This is a genomic window from Planctobacterium sp. AWH2_060 (assembly GCF_056158425.1).
The window spans coordinates 2,162,342-2,178,870 of record NZ_JBSWTG010000001.1; the positions used below are offsets into that span (position 1 = coordinate 2,162,342).

Consider the following 16,529-nt stretch of genomic DNA (forward strand, 5'->3'; position numbering starts at 1 on the left):
TCAGGCGCGGCGCTTTATACCATTTATAGGCCTGTAACTCAACGTTTTTAGGGCTTTAATGTAAGTAAGTCAGGTAACCGACTGTCCGCCTGGCTATACATCCATTGTCATACCAAGTAAACTTAGCGGCTTAAAATGAACTAAAACTTCTATCAGGACAGAATCTTGACGATAACTATCAAAACCCCAGAAGAAATCGAAAAAATGCGAGTTGCCGGAAAACTTGCATCAGAAGTACTGGAAATGATCGGTGAGCACGTCAAAAAAGGTGTGACCACAGACGAACTAAATACGATATGCCATGACTATATCGTCAATGTTCAGGGCGGTATTCCAGCACCATTAAATTATGGCAATCCTCCCTTTCCTAAATCTATTTGCACATCGGTGAATCACGTGATTTGTCATGGCATCCCGTCGGACAAAAAACTGAAAGATGGCGACATAGTCAATATCGATGTCACCGTAATTAAAGACGGCTACCACGGCGACACGTCCAAGATGTTTGTGGTGGGCAAACCCAGTATTTTGGCAGAGCGATTAATCACTATTACTCAGGAATGTCTGTACAAAGGTATCGAAATCGTCAAACCGGGTACCCGTATAGGTGACATCGGAGCTGTGATACAAGAACACGCCGAAAAACACCATTACTCAGTGGTGCGGGAATATTGCGGTCATGGTATTGGTGCTAGTTTCCACGAAGAGCCACAAATACTGCACTATGGCAAAGCAGGCACAGGTGAAGTATTAAAAGAAGGTATGTGTTTTACCATCGAACCTATGATTAACGCCGGTAAACGCTACAGCAAACTATTACCTGACGAATGGACTGTAGTTACTAAAGACCGAAGCCTTAGCGCGCAGTGGGAACACACCCTTTTGGTCACCAGCGATGGTTGCGAAATTCTGACTCTTCGTTCTGATGAAACCATAGACAGGGTTATTAAAGCCGCTTAACTCATTCGCCAACTTCATATTGCAGGGGACACAGCATTGGCATTTCAAAGTCTACTTAGCCAGGTGCGGTTAATCACCAGCCCCGGCAATACGCAGGCATTTAAAGAATGTATCAGCAACTCTTATGAATGGTTAGAAAAGGAATTTGAAACCACCGACGTCAACACCCTGGTCACTGGCCGCGCCGCATTTGTCGACGCGGTATTGAGCCATATTTGGCGACTGCTGGATTTGCACGATGTGCCACAACTGGCCCTGGTGGCCGTAGGTGGATATGGACGGGGTCACCTGCAGCCTCATTCAGATGTGGATCTGCTTATTCTTTCCCACAAAGCACTGGATAAGGAAGTTCAGGAAAAGGTCACACAATTTATAACTATCCTCTGGGATATCGGACTGGACATTGGTCAGTCGGTCAGAACGGTAAAAGAAACCATCAAACTGGCCAAAGAAGATGTCACCATTGCCACCAATCTGATTGAATCCAGAGTATTAGTAGGTAGCAAAACGGTTTTTGAAGACTTGCATGAGAAAATGCAGTCTCGCGCATTTTGGCCCAGTAAACTGTTTTACACCGCCAAGTACGACGAACAACAAGTCAGACATGCCAAGTTTAATGGCACCAGTTATAACCTTGAGCCGAACGTCAAAGAAAACCCAGGCTGTTTGCGGGATATCCAATGTATTGGTTGGGTGGCAAAAAAGCATTTTAGCGTGCTTAAGGGTAAAGACCTGGTTGATTATGGTTATTTTACTCGTCAGGAATTAGACGAACTAACCGAATGTCGTACTCACTTGTGGCGTATTCGGTTTGTGCTGCATATTATTGCCGGCCGCAGTGAAAACCGTTTGTTATTCGATTATCAGCCAGAAGTAGCCAGGCGTCTGGGATATGGCGACGAAGGCAAAGCTTCTGTCGAAAAAATGATGAAGGATTTTTTCCGCGTGGTGCGCCGGGTGCGGGAACTCAGCGAAATGCTGCTGGGTCACTTTCGTCATGAAATGTTGCGTGAAAAGCTCAAGGTTACCGCAGATATCTCTACTGATTTTGACGTCTTGGGCGGTCTTATACATGCCAAACACGACAAGGTGTTTGATAGCCCGGTTAAGATACTCAATTTCTTCCATATTATTTCCGACTACCCTGAAATCAAAGGATTACATGCCGCCACCTTGCGTCTGCTGCGCAATGCCAGGCGGGTTTATCAGGAACAAGATATCTTTTTATGCCAGTACCCCGAGTGTCGAACGGTGTTTTTAGAGCTGGTGAAAAAGCCCGATTTCTTTGAACTGGCCTGGGATCTGATGCATAAACACGGCATCATGCAAAGCTACATCTCGCAATGGAATCACATCGTGGGCATGATGCAATTTGATTTGTTTCACGCCTACACCGTAGACGAGCACACCCATCGACTGATCAAAAACCTGGCGCGTTATAATCGCAAAGAAAATGATCATGAATTTCCCCGCTGCGGGCGCATTATGCGCAATGCCGATAAGCCGGAACTGTTATTTCTAGCAGGAATATTTCACGATATCGCTAAAGGTCGTAATGGCGACCACTCTAAGCTCGGCGCAAAAGACGTGGAAGCATTCTGTGAATTACATGAAATTCCGGAAAAAGACAAAAACCTGATTAAATGGTTGGTTGAACACCACCTACTCATGTCAGTAGTGGCACAGCGCCGCGATATATATGACCCTGAAGTGATCCAGGAGTTTGCTGCCACAGTGCGAACTCAGGAGCATCTGGAACATTTGTACGCGCTGACCCTGGCGGATATCCGGGCTACCAATAGTAATTTGTGGAATGAATGGAAGTCTTCTTTGTTAAGAGAGTTGTTCATCATGACCCAAAAAGCGCTGGAAAACGGACTGGAGAACAAAGTTGACTTACAATCTCGTGAAGACGAGCACAAAGCCAGCGCCATGAAATCACTGCTGGAAGATTACGAAGAATCCGCCGTACTTAAAGCCTGGGAAAACTTTCCACCAGATTATTTTGCCCGTTTTAAACCGGAACAAATCGCCTGGCATACTCATATCGTTCTGTACAACCAATACAACGAGCAATACCCACTTGTAGTTGCTGTCACCGATGGCACCGCGAAAAGCGGTACTGAGCTGATGCTGTACGGTGCAGATCGCCCTCGCCTGTTTGCTCAGGTAGCTTCTGTTTTGGACAGCAGAAACTGTTCCATCCAGGATGCGCAACTGATGACCACTAAAGATGGTTATATCTTTGACAGTTTTATTATTTTGGAACAGGACGGAAAACGCATAAGCTCCCCCAGCAGGCTTAAGAGCCTGCAGGATGCTATTGTGACGCAACTACAAAAACCGGGCGTTGAACACGTTAACAAACGCCGCATCCCCAGACAGTTAAAACAACTGGCGGTACCCACGAAAGTGCGCTTTTTCGGCAATCAGGATGATGTCACCATGATGGAGTTGGAAGCACTGGATGCGCCAGGGTTACTGGCCAAGCTGGGACATATATTTGTAGAACAAGACCTCTCGTTACATCACGCCAAGATTACCACCATAGGTGAGCGAGCGGAGGATTTGTTTATTCTCAGCAATAGCGAAGGAAAATGCCTGAGCAACGAGCAGCAGGTAGAACTAAAACGAAAAGTCACTGAGCGACTGTCAGACAACCACTAATTATTGAACCAACAGGAACTAAACATCGCATGAGCAATTTGTCAGACTTGCAAACCATCATCGAAGCGGCATTTGAAGACCGAGCCAACATCACCCCGGCAACTGCCGATGAAGCCGTTAAACTGGCTGTGCAGCAATCCATGGCACTACTAAATTCAGGTAAGGCCCGTGTAGCAGAAAAAATTGCAGGAGAATGGGTAGTTCATCAATGGCTGAAAAAGGCCGTACTGTTATTTTTCAGATTGCACGACAATGCCGTTATGGATGGTGCAGAAAGCCGCTTTTACGACAAAGTGCCACTTAAATTCTCCGATTACAGTGCGGAACAATTTCAACAAGAAGGTATGCGCGTAGTGCCACCCGCAACTGTGCGTACCGGCAGCTACATAGGTAAAAATGTGGTGTTAATGCCCTCTTACGTCAACATCGGTGCCTTTGTGGATGAAGGTACCATGGTTGACACCTGGGCAACTGTTGGCTCCTGTGCCCAAATTGGTAAAAACGTCCACCTTTCTGGCGGCGTTGGCATCGGCGGTGTATTAGAGCCACTGCAAGCCAATCCAACCATTATTGAAGATAACTGTTTTATCGGCGCTCGCTCTGAAATCGTAGAAGGTGTGATAGTCGAAGAAGGTGCGGTAATCTCAATGGGTGTATACATTGGTCAAAGCACACGCATTTATGACCGTGAAACCGGCGAAGTTCATTATGGCCGCGTCCCGGCTGGCGCCGTAGTGGTACCTGGCAACCTGCCGTCAATAGATGGCAAGTACAGCCTGTATGCCGCCATTATTGTGAAAAAAGTAGACGCGCAAACGCGCTCGAAAGTCGGCATCAACGCCTTATTGCGTGGCGCTGAGTAACAACATTACAGTGGGGCAGAAAGGTTTACCAACTGCCCCACTGATTTCTAATTAACGCTAAACAGCTTTTCTACCCAGGGCACGACTTCGGCTTCTGGTTCAAAGGTTTCCATGGCATCCACTATAAACAAGTCTGCCATGGGGCTACCCTGTAATTCGGTGAGAATTTCAAACATAGTGCGTCCGGCACCACCAAAGGTATCACCATAACTACTGTCGCCCAATGCCACTACGGCGAAAGACTTTCCTGCCATCAAGGGCATTTGATCTCTAAGGTCCTGAGCAAAAAACTCGATATTAGGTGGTAAGTCACCCTGGCCGGTGGTGGACGTGATCACCAAGACATTTTCAGCGTCTTTAAAATCGGCGATTTCTGGCTCACCAAACAGGGTTACGTCGTGCCCCAATTCAACCAATTTTTCTTCACATTGTTCTGCAACATGCTGTGCGTTACCGTATACCGAGCCGACAAAAATACTTACACTGGCCACCAGGTTCTCCATAAATGATTAATAGTTGTCTCGTCCAATCCCCATTGGTGCCACAAGCGACTGAAACGGTCGGGCAGATCGCAATTTAGCGTTATCTGTTCACCGGTATGAGGATGACTGAATTTAATTTGGTGGGACCATAAAGCCAGACCGGGGAAATTACAAGACTCTCTTAGAAATCGATTGTGTTTATTATCGCCATAATTCACATCGCCCACAATGGGATGACGCAAATGCGACATGTGACGACGCAATTGATGTTTTCGCCCGGTTTCTGGACTCAATAGCACCAGACTGTAACGAGCGGTAGGATACTTACCCACCGCCTGTGGTAACTCTACCTGCTGCAAGCAACGAAATGCGGATACGGCTTGTTGCGCTGGCTTGTCCTGTCGCGCCTTTTTATCGGCAATCTTATCCAGCTTTTCCAGCAATGGATGATCTACCACTCCCCGCTCCGCAATATAGCCCCGGACCACTGCCAGATAGCGCTTTTCAAGCTGATGCTGTTCCAACTGTTCACTCAGCAAACGCGCCGTGTTCGGGTTCAAGGCAAATATCAGTACTCCAGCTGTGGGTTTATCCAGACGATGAATTGGGAAAACATGTTGGCCAATCTGATCCCGCACCATTTGCATGGCAAAACGGGTTTCATGCCGGTCTATCATGCTGCGATGTACTAACAAACCAGCGGGTTTGTCCACCACTACCATGCACTCATCCTGATACAGCACTGGCAACTGGTCTGGTATATCTAACTCAGGACAGGACATAGGTTCAGAGGACAGGTTCATGGCACATCGCTGACAGGTTATCCAGGCTGGCTAAAATGCGCAAAAGCACAGTGCTTGCCTCATGTCCGGCCAACACTTCTTCAGCGTAGGGCGTGATATTGGCCACTGGCACATTTTGTCCTGACTTAATAAGCAGACGCATTTTAGGCAAATAGATGAACTGTAACCACTGCTCAAAACTGATCTCACCAACACCAAATGGATTGCTTACCCGCTCAACTGACAATTTATTGTTTTGCCACAGGTTGAATTTTTTAAGGGTTGCCTCCAATTCTTGCAACTGATTACTGAGTTTGAGTCGTAATCCTTCAGTTTTACATTCAGTGCGGCTCAGAGACCACCTCCGTTTTTAATCAAATACCTGGCTTGAGATAAATAGCTGCTGCCTGCAGGCGCACAGATATCAGCGCAAGGGTTAATCAATGAGTTTTTAGCCATTATTTAGCCTTACACAACTCAATATTGAAAGTGCATTACAAGACCGTAGGGCGTGGCTAAAAAGCCTTTAATTTGGGTATAATAACGCGATTTTTAATAAATTTCAGAGTACTGCATGACCAGAATTACCACGATAAGCGAATTTTTACTGGAAGCCGGCACCGAATATCGCATCGTAGATATGGGCCGTGCATTTCAATTACTGGATAATCAGGACTTCCTGAACATAGAAACGGCTGCAGACCCAGCACCTTTTCCCAGACAACAAATGATGTGGTTGGGCATTTTGTTCTGGAATAAAAGTCTTTCCAGCCAACATTATATCTGGTTTATCAAACTACCTCTGGACGAACAGGGAAAAGTAGTCACAGCGCAGCGCGATCAGTTTCTTAATATTGTAGTAGAGGCTCTGGGCACCGAATTATTAAAGGACGACAGTGAGAAATCTTTGCCGGATAATCCCTTTCTGTTTACTCCTAATCAGGCGCAACTGGCAGACTTTAACAGTTTCGCTAAACAATTATTGGGATTAGCGCCGGGCCAATTTTACATGGATGCCAAAAACTATATTGCCCGACCAGATCTGCATGACTGGCAAAATATCTCGGTACAAGGACTAAGTGACGTGGTGTTTAATCTGAACCTGGATCACAACGCCAAACACATCGAACAAAATTTTGCCAGTTATGACCAGGTGGTTCAGCATTCATTGTTGGCATCAATGGAAAATACGGCGTTGCCCGAGGCATTAAACCAATTCCTGTTTCAGCAATTAAAAGCTGCAAGGCCAGAAGAAAAAATCTTTAATCACCTGTTGCGGGCGTTAACGCATTTTGATGGTTTAGCAGAGCTGCGTGCCAACCTGACAACCTTATTAAGCCAAACTCTCAGTACTCCCGATACGCTTATCGTGATCGCCGGACGTCACTGGCGACTGCTACAAGACTATCAATTTTTAACTGAGTTTATGCAAGAAGCCGCTCGTCTGGACCTGTTGCCTGCCTTGTATTCAGACCTGGTACAAATTCCCGGACTCAGAGACATTATGCTGCAACGCCTCAGAGATCCTGAGCGCAGTGAAGCGCTGGCGAAGGGTATCAATCAATTATTTGGACGCAACTAATGATTTCTCTGGCTGATATTCTGTTTATCTTAATCATTGTCGTCGTCATCGCGCAGTTTTGGCGTATGAGGGCCATTAGCGAAACGGCCAATCGATATTTGGCCAACTATTGTGAGAAACAAGGACTACAACTTATCAGTGTTGCCAGAGATAAAACTCGTTTTGGATTGGTGCGTGGCAAACCCGACTGGAAAACGCTGTTTATTTTTGAGTTTTCCGGTAATGGCGAAGACAAATATCAGGGTGTATTAGAAATGGAAGGGCTCAAAGCCTTATCAACCACTGTGCCACCCTACCGCATGAATTAGCCCCGACGATTATTGCCCGGGGCGATCTCTGAACATCAAATGACCACTGATATGGCCGACTTCCAACTCTTTCACAAGGTGGTAACCCGAGTCTTCAAAAAAGTGCATGTATTTGGGTAATGTGGCATACACCGCCACGCCACTGCTGTTGGGGTTATCCAGCATTACAGATTCTACTGCAGACATCAGTAAATGACCCAAACCATGGTGCTGCTCGTCCGGATGAACCCCAATAAAAGAGATTAAGTGGTAATGTTCAGCCGGCACGTTTTGCTGAATTTTCTGATCTTTTTCAATCATTTGCTTGGTGGAAAAAAAGCCAGCCGTTAACAGCATTTTTAAACGCCAGTGCCAAAAACGCCCCGGTCCAAAAGCGGAATCTGAATGAGTTAAACAGGCAACAGCTAACAAACGTTCTTTTTCAAACAACCCCACCATGGGCTGCTTAGCCATCCAGAAAGCATTGAGTTCCTCGCGAATTGCTGAGCGCAATCGCTGTTCAAAACCTTCCTTTTGCGCCTGGAAAATATCGATAAAAAGCGGATCGTCATGATAGGCCTGATATAAAATTGAGCCCGCCACTTTAAGATCTTCTGCAGTCAGAAATACGGCTTTAATATTTTTATTGAGCGCCTGTGCTTCGCTGGTATTCATCACATTTCCTGTTACTGGTTTATTTGAATGTACAATAAGACACGGCACTTGTTAACAAAGCGTTAACGATAAATAGCCAATTCCGAAGGTGGTCTGACAAGTAAAAAGTGGCAGGTACTAAATGGAAAAAGCTGGCTAAGCCAGCTTGATACCAATTCCATTATGTCATCAGGGATGAGATAGGGCCCCTACTCCGGGACAAAATCACGAACGATTTTTGAGCGACATCCGACTCAGCTTGACCTAACCGACGCCAAAACCCAATTATTTTGGATATGTCTTAAATCATCGACACTGAACCACTCAACCTACTTACAGGCTCCAGGGTAGCGTTCTTTCGGCGCCGCAGTTTAATTCAACCACTATCATCTGATTGAAATCATTGTCGGGGCGCCGACTGCGCCTTAAGGGGACCGGGCTGCGCCCCCCTTAAGAATCCCCCGCAGCCCCTGACGCGAAAAAGCATAAACTTCGCCATCAGAACATTAAACTAAATACGGTCTAAAGCGGTTTCACCCCAGCCAACTAACAAGCCATTTTTAAAGACCAGCGGGGTACACTCATCTTTGGTTGTTTTACCGTCACCATGCATTCTTTGAGTGCGATAAAACAGGACTGTGTAGGTTTCACCATCACGACGCAGGGTTTCATTGAAATCCGGTACGCCCAATCGCGATTTAACTTGCTCAGTACCTAAATCCAGCTCCAGGTTAGCAATGGTTTTACGGTTCTTGTATTCACGATCTTCCCAATCTACATTGTGACCATCCCAACCGTCACCGTCGACTGAAATCACACAACCACCCAATCCAAAGGCTAAAGGGGCGGCTACTACCAGTGCTAATAAATGCTTTTTCATTTTTTATACTCCGTTTTGGTGTGTTCTTTTAACGCTTCAGTACCGACCTGAAGCCTTGGTTTTGATATTGGAATTCAATATGCAGACCAATTTTTCAAACCTTTGATTTATATAGAGTTTTAGCGGTTTTGTATGAATTTCAGCTTAATGTTGCGTGAACCAAAAACCAATATTTAGTGAATATCACCAAAAATGAGTAGAATTCGTTACAAAAAAATGGCCGCATATGCGGCCAGATTCGAAAATAACTTGCTTATCGCCATTGTCGGAGACGATACCCCAGCAACGAATAAAACAGGATAAACAAATAACAGGGCAACATGATCACATAGGCGGATTGGCTATTCCAACTATCCGACAGCAATCCATAACCCAAAGGCATCACCGCGCCACCAGCAATCCCCATAATTAAGATGGCAGAGCCTTTGGAGGTCAGCTTGCCTAGCCCAGCTAATGCCAAAGGCCATAATGCTGGCCATACCATCGCATTGGCCAAGCCTAAAAGTGCCACCCAGGTGATAACATCGGGCACATCTTCAAAACCCGCCCATGCCCAGAGAAATGCAAAGTTAACTTGCTCAACGTCGGCCAACAAAATCATAGTGGTCAGCACCAGGCCCAGTATTGCCGAAACCAGCAGCGCCTGTTGTTGCTTTAAGAACCTGGGGATCAGTACCAGGCCCGCCAAATAACCCGCCACCATGCCAAACATGGTCAATGAAGTCAGAGAGGTGGCATTGGCGATCCCTAACTTGGAGCCGTATAAGCCAATGGTATCACCGGCAATCACTTCTACTCCCACATAAAAAAACAGGGCAACGGCGCCCAATACCAATTGCGGATACTGCAATACTGAATCAGTGCTTGTGCTACTTTCCTCCTGGGTATCATTAAGGGAGATTTCAGGCAAAGAAGACATCTTCAACCCAATGGCCAGCAGTACCAACACCACCGCCATGCCAATATAAGGTGTTACCAGACCCGTGGACATCATTTCGATCTGCGACAAGCGTTCCGTTTCGCTCATACTCTCCAGGGCAGAACTGGTAATGTGAGCAAAGTCACCTAACACCAAAGCTGTAAACAACAACGGAGCTAATACACCCGCCGCTTTATTCAGCAACCCCATCACAGCAATACGAGCGGCGGCGCTTTCTTCCGGGCCTATTTTAACAATATACGGATTGGAGGCAGTTTGCAGAATGGTAAGGCCTGAACCCATGATAAATTGCGCTCCTAAGAACAAGGCAAATTCACGTGAAAGGGCAGCTGGTACAAATAACAAGGCGCCTAAAGCTATCAGCCCCAGTCCAATCACCATGCCCATGCGATAACCGGTTTTTTCTAACACCATGGCCATCGGCAAAGCCATGACAACGTAAGCAACATAGAAACAGAACGCCACCATTAACGCCTGAGTTTCGGTTAATTGGCAAACCATTTGTAGAAAGGGAATTAACGCGCCGTTTAACCAGGTCACAAAACCAAACACGAAAAATAGCGTGCCTATGATTAACATAGGTATCAGGCTGCTCTTTATTACTGGCATAGGTTGAGTCTCACACTTACTGGTCATTATTAGGCTCCTGCTCTGTTGAATTTAATGTCGCCTGCTACAAAAACTTTTTCAATAGTAAGATCCTGATCAAGCAAAATAAAATCTGCCCGGTTTCCGGTCTTTATGCTACCAATGAAGGATTCGAGGCCAAGATAACTGGCGGGTGTTTTGCTGGCCATCTGAATGGCATCTTGTAACGATAATCCGAGATCATTATGGGCATTGAGCACCGCCTGCCACATATCGAGACAAGAACCTGCCAGGGTTCCATCTGGTGTCGTCAGTTTATTGTTTTGACGACGAATAACCGTATCAAAATAGGGTAATTCATCAGCATCACTGCCCACATGTGCCATTGCATCTGTCACCAGGAACACCTTATCAATGCCCTTACTATCGATAGCTAAACGACTGGCAGCCGGATGCACGTGATAGTGATCCAACACCAATCCTGCAAACGATGATTTATTTATTAATGCTGCCCCCACCATACCCGGCGCTCTGGATTGCAGCGCCGACATCGCGTTGTAGATGTGGGTAAAGCCGGTAGCACCAGCTTCCAATGCGGCGCAGGTTTGCTCATAGCTGGCGTTGGAGTGCCCCAGACAGACATGCACCCCCTGCCCCACCAAATCTTTAACGACATCGGGTGTGACATTATCGGGTGCTAAAGTAACTAATACCTTGCCCAGATCTTTACGGCAAAACAGTGCCAGCTCTTTATCTGAGATCCCTCGGATAAATTTCTCAGGATGCACGCCTTTCTTTTTCTGATTCAATAAAGGCCCTTCAAAATGCACTCCAAGCACTTCTACAATCCCGGCGTCAAGTGCCTCGGCTACGGCATTGGCACAGTCTGACATCACCGGGTATTGGTCGGTGATCAGCGTCGGCAGCATGGCCGTAGTTCCGAACTGCCGATGAGCCAACACCATTTGCTCAATAGTTTGCAAAGAGGGGGACAGATTGAGCAGTTTGCCGCCACCGCCATTAACCTGCAAATCCACCAGGCCAGGTACTAACGTCCCCTTGAAATGTGAATTTTGTCCTTGCTGTTCAGGCTCAATCGCAGCAATTTTTCCGGACTTAACGGAAATCAGTGCGTTTTGTTGCCAACCTTCATCGGTTAGTACCCGGTCTACAGTAAACTGCCTGTCACTCATCTCAAATATCCTGCTTAGTGGGTTTCCGTTACTTTTTTAAGTCCAGGAGGCGCATCAGGGTTCATGCCCATAGTTTGGGCAACCTGCTCTACATCCAGGTAAAAGCGCAGCATCACCAATAAAGGCATCAAACGCGGTGATAACTCACAAGCGTGATGTGTCAGCGTAGCCATGCGCGCGCCCCTGTGACTGACATTATTGACCTGCTCCTGATGCACACTATGGGATTCGTCCTGAATATCGACACTGATCACCGCCAGTTCGTTTTCTACCAGCGTCACCGGACCGTGAATAAACTCAGCACTGCTAAATGCTTCTGCATGAATACTGCACACCTCTTTTAACTTCAAGGCAATCTCTCGCGCAATGGCATAGCCAAAACCACGACCTAAAACCACACAATGACGTAAGCCTCTTAAAAACTCAGCTTTCAGTTGGGTTTTGCCTTCACAAACATGCCCCAGCGCTTCAGGTAACTTTTGCAAATCATTTAGCAACACCTCATCCTGCTTCCAGACGGCGGTAAAGTGCAATAAGGCTGACAGGGTTGCCAAATAACTCTTAGTGGCGGCAACCGCTAACTCTGCTTCAGCCCTGACAGGTAAAACCGCATCCGCCATTGCAGCCAATGGCGAGTAACCATCATTGACCAGAGCAACACAATAAGCTCCTGCGGCCTGAATCGCCTTAGTTTGATTGAGCAAATCAGGACTTTTTCCCGACTGCGAAATAACGATGGCCAGGGTGTTTTCTAAAGTCAGAGTTTTTTTATAGACACCGCCTACCGAAGGTGCAGCAAAGCAAACCGGAATTCCCAGTTCCACTTCAAATAAGTATTTAGCAAATACCCCGGCATGATCAGACGAGCCTCGCCCTACCATCATAATCATTTTAATATTCTGCGCTTTGATTGCCTGCACCAGGTTTTCAATTACCGGTTGATTAGCCCGTATCTGATTTTGAATAATCGCGGGGGTGGATAACGCTTCACGCGCCATAATACTGCTCATAATTTTAGATCTCTTTAAGTTACAGAATAGATTTGTGCGCTGCCTGATGTCTGGCTTTGCAGGGATTTTTCCATGCTTTGTTTGGCAAAGAGTATTGCACCGACTTCGGGATCACAGAGCGCCGGAGACAGACGTTGCTGCATTTCAAGTGATAGCTGCTGTGCAACCAGATGGGATAAACCACCAATCAGACTAAAGCGACCCGGTTGTTTCTCCAGCAAGCTCAAACACAGTTGCTCTATATAACCAACCCCTTCTGTCACCAGCGCCTTAGCAGTGGGCTCACCTTTTTGCGCCAATTTGAAAACCAGCGGTGCTAACACAGCGAATGCCTTGGGCATGGCATTAGCGTAGGTAGTCACCAGTGATTCTTCATCTGGACATTTGGTCAATTCCATAACCGCTGTGACTAATTCACCCTTGGGTTGCATGCCGTCTATGGCTTCCAAACAATATTGCATCGCTTTGAGTCCGTACCAGGCACCACTGCCCTTATCGCCCAACAAAAAACCATGTCCACCTAAGGCATAGCTGGTTTTAGGCGTTATTATCTGACCGCAACTGCCTGTGCCTATTATCACGACGCCACCGGGTTGTCCCTGATGCGCCCCAAGACAGGCAATTTCTAAATCAGTGGTCATATAAGCTGCAGCAAAACCCGGTTGCCACTGGCTCATAAACTCCTGTTTCAGATGCTCAATATTGGCACCAGCCAGCCCGAGTCCGGCTATTACCCGGTGGTCATCAGCGCTACTCAAACCGGCTTGCTCTCTGGCCTGATAATAAGCGGTCATAACTGCATTTTGTGAGGCCTTTACACCGCGCAACAGATTAGCAGCCCCGGATAATCCCTCTCCTAATGTTCTGCCCTGAGTATCCTGCAAGACAACACGACATTTGCTGCCTCCGCCATCAACACCCAAAAACAGAGTTTGTTCGGTAATCAATTTTTCTCTCCTGCTGCTGTTTTTAGCTTAGTAAGCTCACAAATTTATGACAACGCTGTCATTTTTGATTATAAAAACATCAGTTCCCTGATGTTAATTGTAACCTGGAAATACGGCTTTGCTTGCCTGTTTCAGCAATGACCGTGCGGCATTCAATGCTGCTTACACCCGAGTTAATCTCGTCTGTTTCAGTCACTGTAAGCCAATCCGTATCTTCCCAACGACACTGCACTTCCAATTTTGGCCAGGCGCTATTTACCTTTAACTGATTGGCTTTATAGCTCATTCCCGGAGGCGGTATTCTAAAGTTAATATCTGCCCCTAATTCACTGGAAAAATACGCTGTAAGTGCCTTGCTAAACCCTGACCAATCAGCTAGTTGCGTATCCTGATGCTGAGGATTTGCCTCGAAACTAAACGTTTGCCCGGTTTGTAACGGCACTTCCCAGTTGCCCTGATGCCATGCGCGTTCCGCAAAGGCCTGTAGTCTTGGATACATCAGATAGTTGAAAGTTCCCGGCGTGCGTATTGCCTCAGACCAGATTTGACTCTGAATTCCGGCCACGCGAGTAGCCTGCTCAAAATCGTTTGTGGCCTGATAGGGATTACCCATCCGGTCTTGCCACTGGCTGGCATTAGCCGCCAGATTTCCTGGCATAAACTGAAATACCTTGAACTCGTCGGTGTTCTTTGAGGCCCAGTAGTAACCGGTTTCTTCTGGATGATTAGCATAAGGAAAATCAAAATAGAGCACGTCCGGATTAGACAACACAGTAGTCCAGCCTTTTTCGCTAAATTCATTGGCTATCTTATGGCCATCCCAAAACAAAGTATCCCAAACATTCACCTGATGTCCTTGCTGTGCCTGGGAATCGATGACCTTATGCATACCATCACTCCAGCCCGCCGCTTTTAAACCGTGTTTAGACACGATATCAATCACTCTTGTTAAAAACATGGGTTTGATATCCTGCACACCGGATAAATCTTCCCGTTCGGCAATCAATTTTTTGCAGGTGGGTGAATTAACCCAGGCTCCGGCCGTTTCATCAGCACCAATGTGATAGGTGGTTAACGGCGCATTGACTCCCTGATGCAACTGTTTGACTTTAGCTATTACGGTATCAATAAAGTGATAAGTAGAATCAATACAAGGGTTTACGGTATTGTCGTGATAAAACTGTACTGAGCTGTATTTGGTGTCGTCAGCAAAATCCGACAACAAAAATTCTTCTGCGGCGGCCAAATCTTCCTTCGCTTTGAATTTTCGATAGCGCGCTTCCATGGCTTTTACCGCAGCTCTGGCATGGCCTGGCAAATCAAAAGACGGAATGACCTCAATGTGGCGCGCGTGAGCAAATTCCAGTAACGCCTGATAATCCTTCGCCGTCAGATAGCCATTTACCGGGCTTTCGCGATTTGGACCACTGCCCAGTTGCGGTAACAAACAATGCTCTTCCAGCGGATCAAAACACCTGAATCCACCGATATCGGTTAACTCGGGCAAGCCGGGGATCTGGAGCCGCCAACCTTCATCGTCCGCCAGGTGCAGATGCAGCTTGTTGAGCTTGAGCAAAAACATTTGCTCCAGGAGTTGATACAGTGGCTTTTTACCCAAAAAGTTGCGGGACACATCCACATGTACACCGCGATATTGATAACGTGGCGCATCCAGAATCGCAGCCAGGGGCAGTTGTTTGCCATGCAGCACAACGAGTTGATACAAACTCACGAATCCGTATTGCAGTGCTTCATTATCAGCAGCAGAAAGTAAGATCTTATCTTGAGTTAGATCTAAACGGTATTCTCCTGGCGCGAGCATTCCATCTTGCTTCAGTTTTATGGCTACTCCGGCAGGGTTAGCTTTCAGACCAGCCTTAGCCAACAACTCAATAAGCAGATCATTTTCGATGAAGTTGCCCCACTTGATGGCAACACCAGATGCCAAAGAAAGCGAGTTTTCAGCAGACCAGGAAGCCTGCTTCATCGCCGGAATAATTCTTGGCGTTGAAGGCTTAGTATCACCAGTCCCCTTTTGCATTGCTTCATAGTGCTTGTACAGCCACTGGGCATCCGCCAGTGGTAATTTATCATCGTCATGACGACGGTACTGCTCTGGCCTGGTATGCGCTATTAAATGGGGTAGATGTTGTAGACCGGTTTCTGGATCCTGTTGCGGCGCTGTCGATTGAACAATAAACGACTGTCCGTCTTCAGACACCACAAAATAGTTAGGCATCACATCAGAATGGGCCGCGTGCCAAAATGCCGCTTTAAATACAAGGGTTTGCTCAGACTGCTGGCTGAACTCTGAGCCGGTAAATTGGATCTGATGTAAATCACCGTTGATATGTTTAATATCCAGATTAGCGTGGCTGTCCCACTTAATTGGCGCAATATGACTGAAATACAGCGCAAAGGGTTCAGTGGTTGCCGACTTAGGCAGCGAGAAACGAAGTTGTCCGGTAAAACACGGACCTTTAAACAGGGATTCACAATCGCTGTTGTCCAGATTCGAAATCACCTGATATTGGACTTGCAGATTTTCAGATAAATCAGCTAATGACATTGCTCTGGCTTGCACGACACCTGTGGCAATCGTCCAAAAACCAATAACTGTTAAAGTTTTACTCAGCAATCTCATTAACTCACACCTTATTCTCTTTTTTAAAAGCTGGCTCTGCGACCGCAGCA

General features: G+C 46.6%; 15 protein-coding genes. 5 read left to right on the forward strand and 10 right to left on the reverse strand.

Annotation, left to right across the window (positions count from 1 at the left end; genetic code table 11):
- Positions 1 to 165 precede the first annotated feature (165 nt).
- Genes map through dapD form a run of 3 tightly spaced genes read left to right on the forward strand, consistent with a single transcriptional unit; the run spans position 166 to position 4,490 of the window.
- Complete coding sequence (gene map / locus ACXAD8_RS09195) at positions 166 to 960, forward strand: type I methionyl aminopeptidase (protein WP_475227560.1); 795 nt, start codon at positions 166 to 168, stop codon at positions 958 to 960.
- Between the two features lie 36 nt (positions 961 to 996).
- On the forward strand, positions 997 to 3,627 hold the full coding sequence (gene glnD / locus ACXAD8_RS09200) for a [protein-PII] uridylyltransferase (RefSeq protein WP_475227562.1): 2,631 nt from the start codon (positions 997 to 999) through the stop codon (positions 3,625 to 3,627).
- A gap of 38 nt (positions 3,628 to 3,665) precedes the next feature.
- Positions 3,666 to 4,490, forward strand: coding sequence for a 2,3,4,5-tetrahydropyridine-2,6-dicarboxylate N-succinyltransferase (dapD, locus tag ACXAD8_RS09205; protein ID WP_475232928.1), 825 nt, complete (start codon positions 3,666 to 3,668; stop codon positions 4,488 to 4,490).
- 47 nt (positions 4,491 to 4,537) lie between these two features.
- Here dapD and ACXAD8_RS09210 read toward each other — a convergent pair whose 3' ends face one another.
- From ACXAD8_RS09210 to ACXAD8_RS09220, 3 genes are read right to left on the reverse strand one after another with little or no spacing between them, the layout of a single operon-like run.
- Entirely contained in the window at positions 4,538 to 4,981 is a 444-nt protein-coding gene (locus tag ACXAD8_RS09210; protein ID WP_475227565.1) for a flavodoxin domain-containing protein, read from the reverse strand.
- Positions 4,969 to 5,775: a tRNA pseudouridine(65) synthase TruC gene (truC, locus tag ACXAD8_RS09215; RefSeq protein ID WP_475227567.1), complete on the reverse strand. Its 807-nt coding sequence runs from the start codon at positions 5,773 to 5,775 to the stop codon at positions 4,969 to 4,971. The genes ACXAD8_RS09210 and truC overlap by 13 nt, the downstream gene beginning before the upstream one ends.
- Positions 5,759 to 6,055: a YqcC family protein gene (locus ACXAD8_RS09220; RefSeq protein WP_475227570.1), complete on the reverse strand. Its 297-nt coding sequence runs from the start codon at positions 6,053 to 6,055 to the stop codon at positions 5,759 to 5,761. The genes truC and ACXAD8_RS09220 overlap by 17 nt, the downstream gene beginning before the upstream one ends.
- A 273-nt stretch (positions 6,056 to 6,328) precedes the next feature.
- On the opposite strand from ACXAD8_RS09220, the gene ACXAD8_RS09225 reads away from it, so the two are divergent.
- Both ACXAD8_RS09225 and ACXAD8_RS09230 read left to right on the forward strand, forming a co-directional pair.
- Entirely contained in the window at positions 6,329 to 7,336 is a 1,008-nt protein-coding gene (locus ACXAD8_RS09225; RefSeq protein ID WP_475227572.1) for a DUF3549 family protein, read from the forward strand.
- Positions 7,336 to 7,644 (forward strand): DUF3301 domain-containing protein, encoded by a 309-nt coding sequence (locus ACXAD8_RS09230; RefSeq protein ID WP_475227574.1) that lies wholly within the window; start codon positions 7,336 to 7,338, stop codon positions 7,642 to 7,644. The genes ACXAD8_RS09225 and ACXAD8_RS09230 overlap by 1 nt, the downstream gene beginning before the upstream one ends.
- Before the next feature lie 9 nt (positions 7,645 to 7,653).
- Here ACXAD8_RS09230 and ACXAD8_RS09235 read toward each other — a convergent pair whose 3' ends face one another.
- From ACXAD8_RS09235 to ACXAD8_RS09265, 7 genes are all read right to left on the reverse strand, one after another.
- Positions 7,654 to 8,298 carry an N-acetyltransferase gene (locus tag ACXAD8_RS09235; RefSeq protein WP_475227576.1) on the reverse strand — a complete coding sequence of 215 codons (645 nt, stop codon included), beginning with the start codon at positions 8,296 to 8,298 and terminating at the stop codon, positions 7,654 to 7,656.
- 490 nt (positions 8,299 to 8,788) lie between these two features.
- Entirely contained in the window at positions 8,789 to 9,157 is a 369-nt protein-coding gene (locus ACXAD8_RS09240) for a DUF3192 domain-containing protein (protein WP_475227579.1), read from the reverse strand.
- A gap of 253 nt (positions 9,158 to 9,410) precedes the next feature.
- On the reverse strand, positions 9,411 to 10,733 hold the full coding sequence (locus ACXAD8_RS09245) for a sugar MFS transporter (RefSeq protein ID WP_475227581.1): 1,323 nt from the start codon (positions 10,731 to 10,733) through the stop codon (positions 9,411 to 9,413).
- 2 nt (positions 10,734 to 10,735) lie between these two features.
- Positions 10,736 to 11,878 (reverse strand): N-acetylglucosamine-6-phosphate deacetylase, encoded by a 1,143-nt coding sequence (nagA, locus tag ACXAD8_RS09250; RefSeq protein ID WP_475227583.1) that lies wholly within the window; start codon positions 11,876 to 11,878, stop codon positions 10,736 to 10,738.
- 14 nt (positions 11,879 to 11,892) lie between these two features.
- Positions 11,893 to 12,891 (reverse strand): glucosamine-6-phosphate deaminase NagB-II, encoded by a 999-nt coding sequence (nagB-II, locus tag ACXAD8_RS09255; RefSeq protein ID WP_475232929.1) that lies wholly within the window; start codon positions 12,889 to 12,891, stop codon positions 11,893 to 11,895.
- 11 nt (positions 12,892 to 12,902) lie between these two features.
- Complete coding sequence (locus tag ACXAD8_RS09260) at positions 12,903 to 13,835, reverse strand: glucosamine kinase nucleotide-binding domain-containing protein (protein WP_475227586.1); 933 nt, start codon at positions 13,833 to 13,835, stop codon at positions 12,903 to 12,905.
- A gap of 79 nt (positions 13,836 to 13,914) precedes the next feature.
- Positions 13,915 to 16,479, reverse strand: coding sequence for a family 20 glycosylhydrolase (locus tag ACXAD8_RS09265; RefSeq protein ID WP_475227588.1), 2,565 nt, complete (start codon positions 16,477 to 16,479; stop codon positions 13,915 to 13,917).
- Positions 16,480 to 16,529 lie beyond the last annotated feature (50 nt).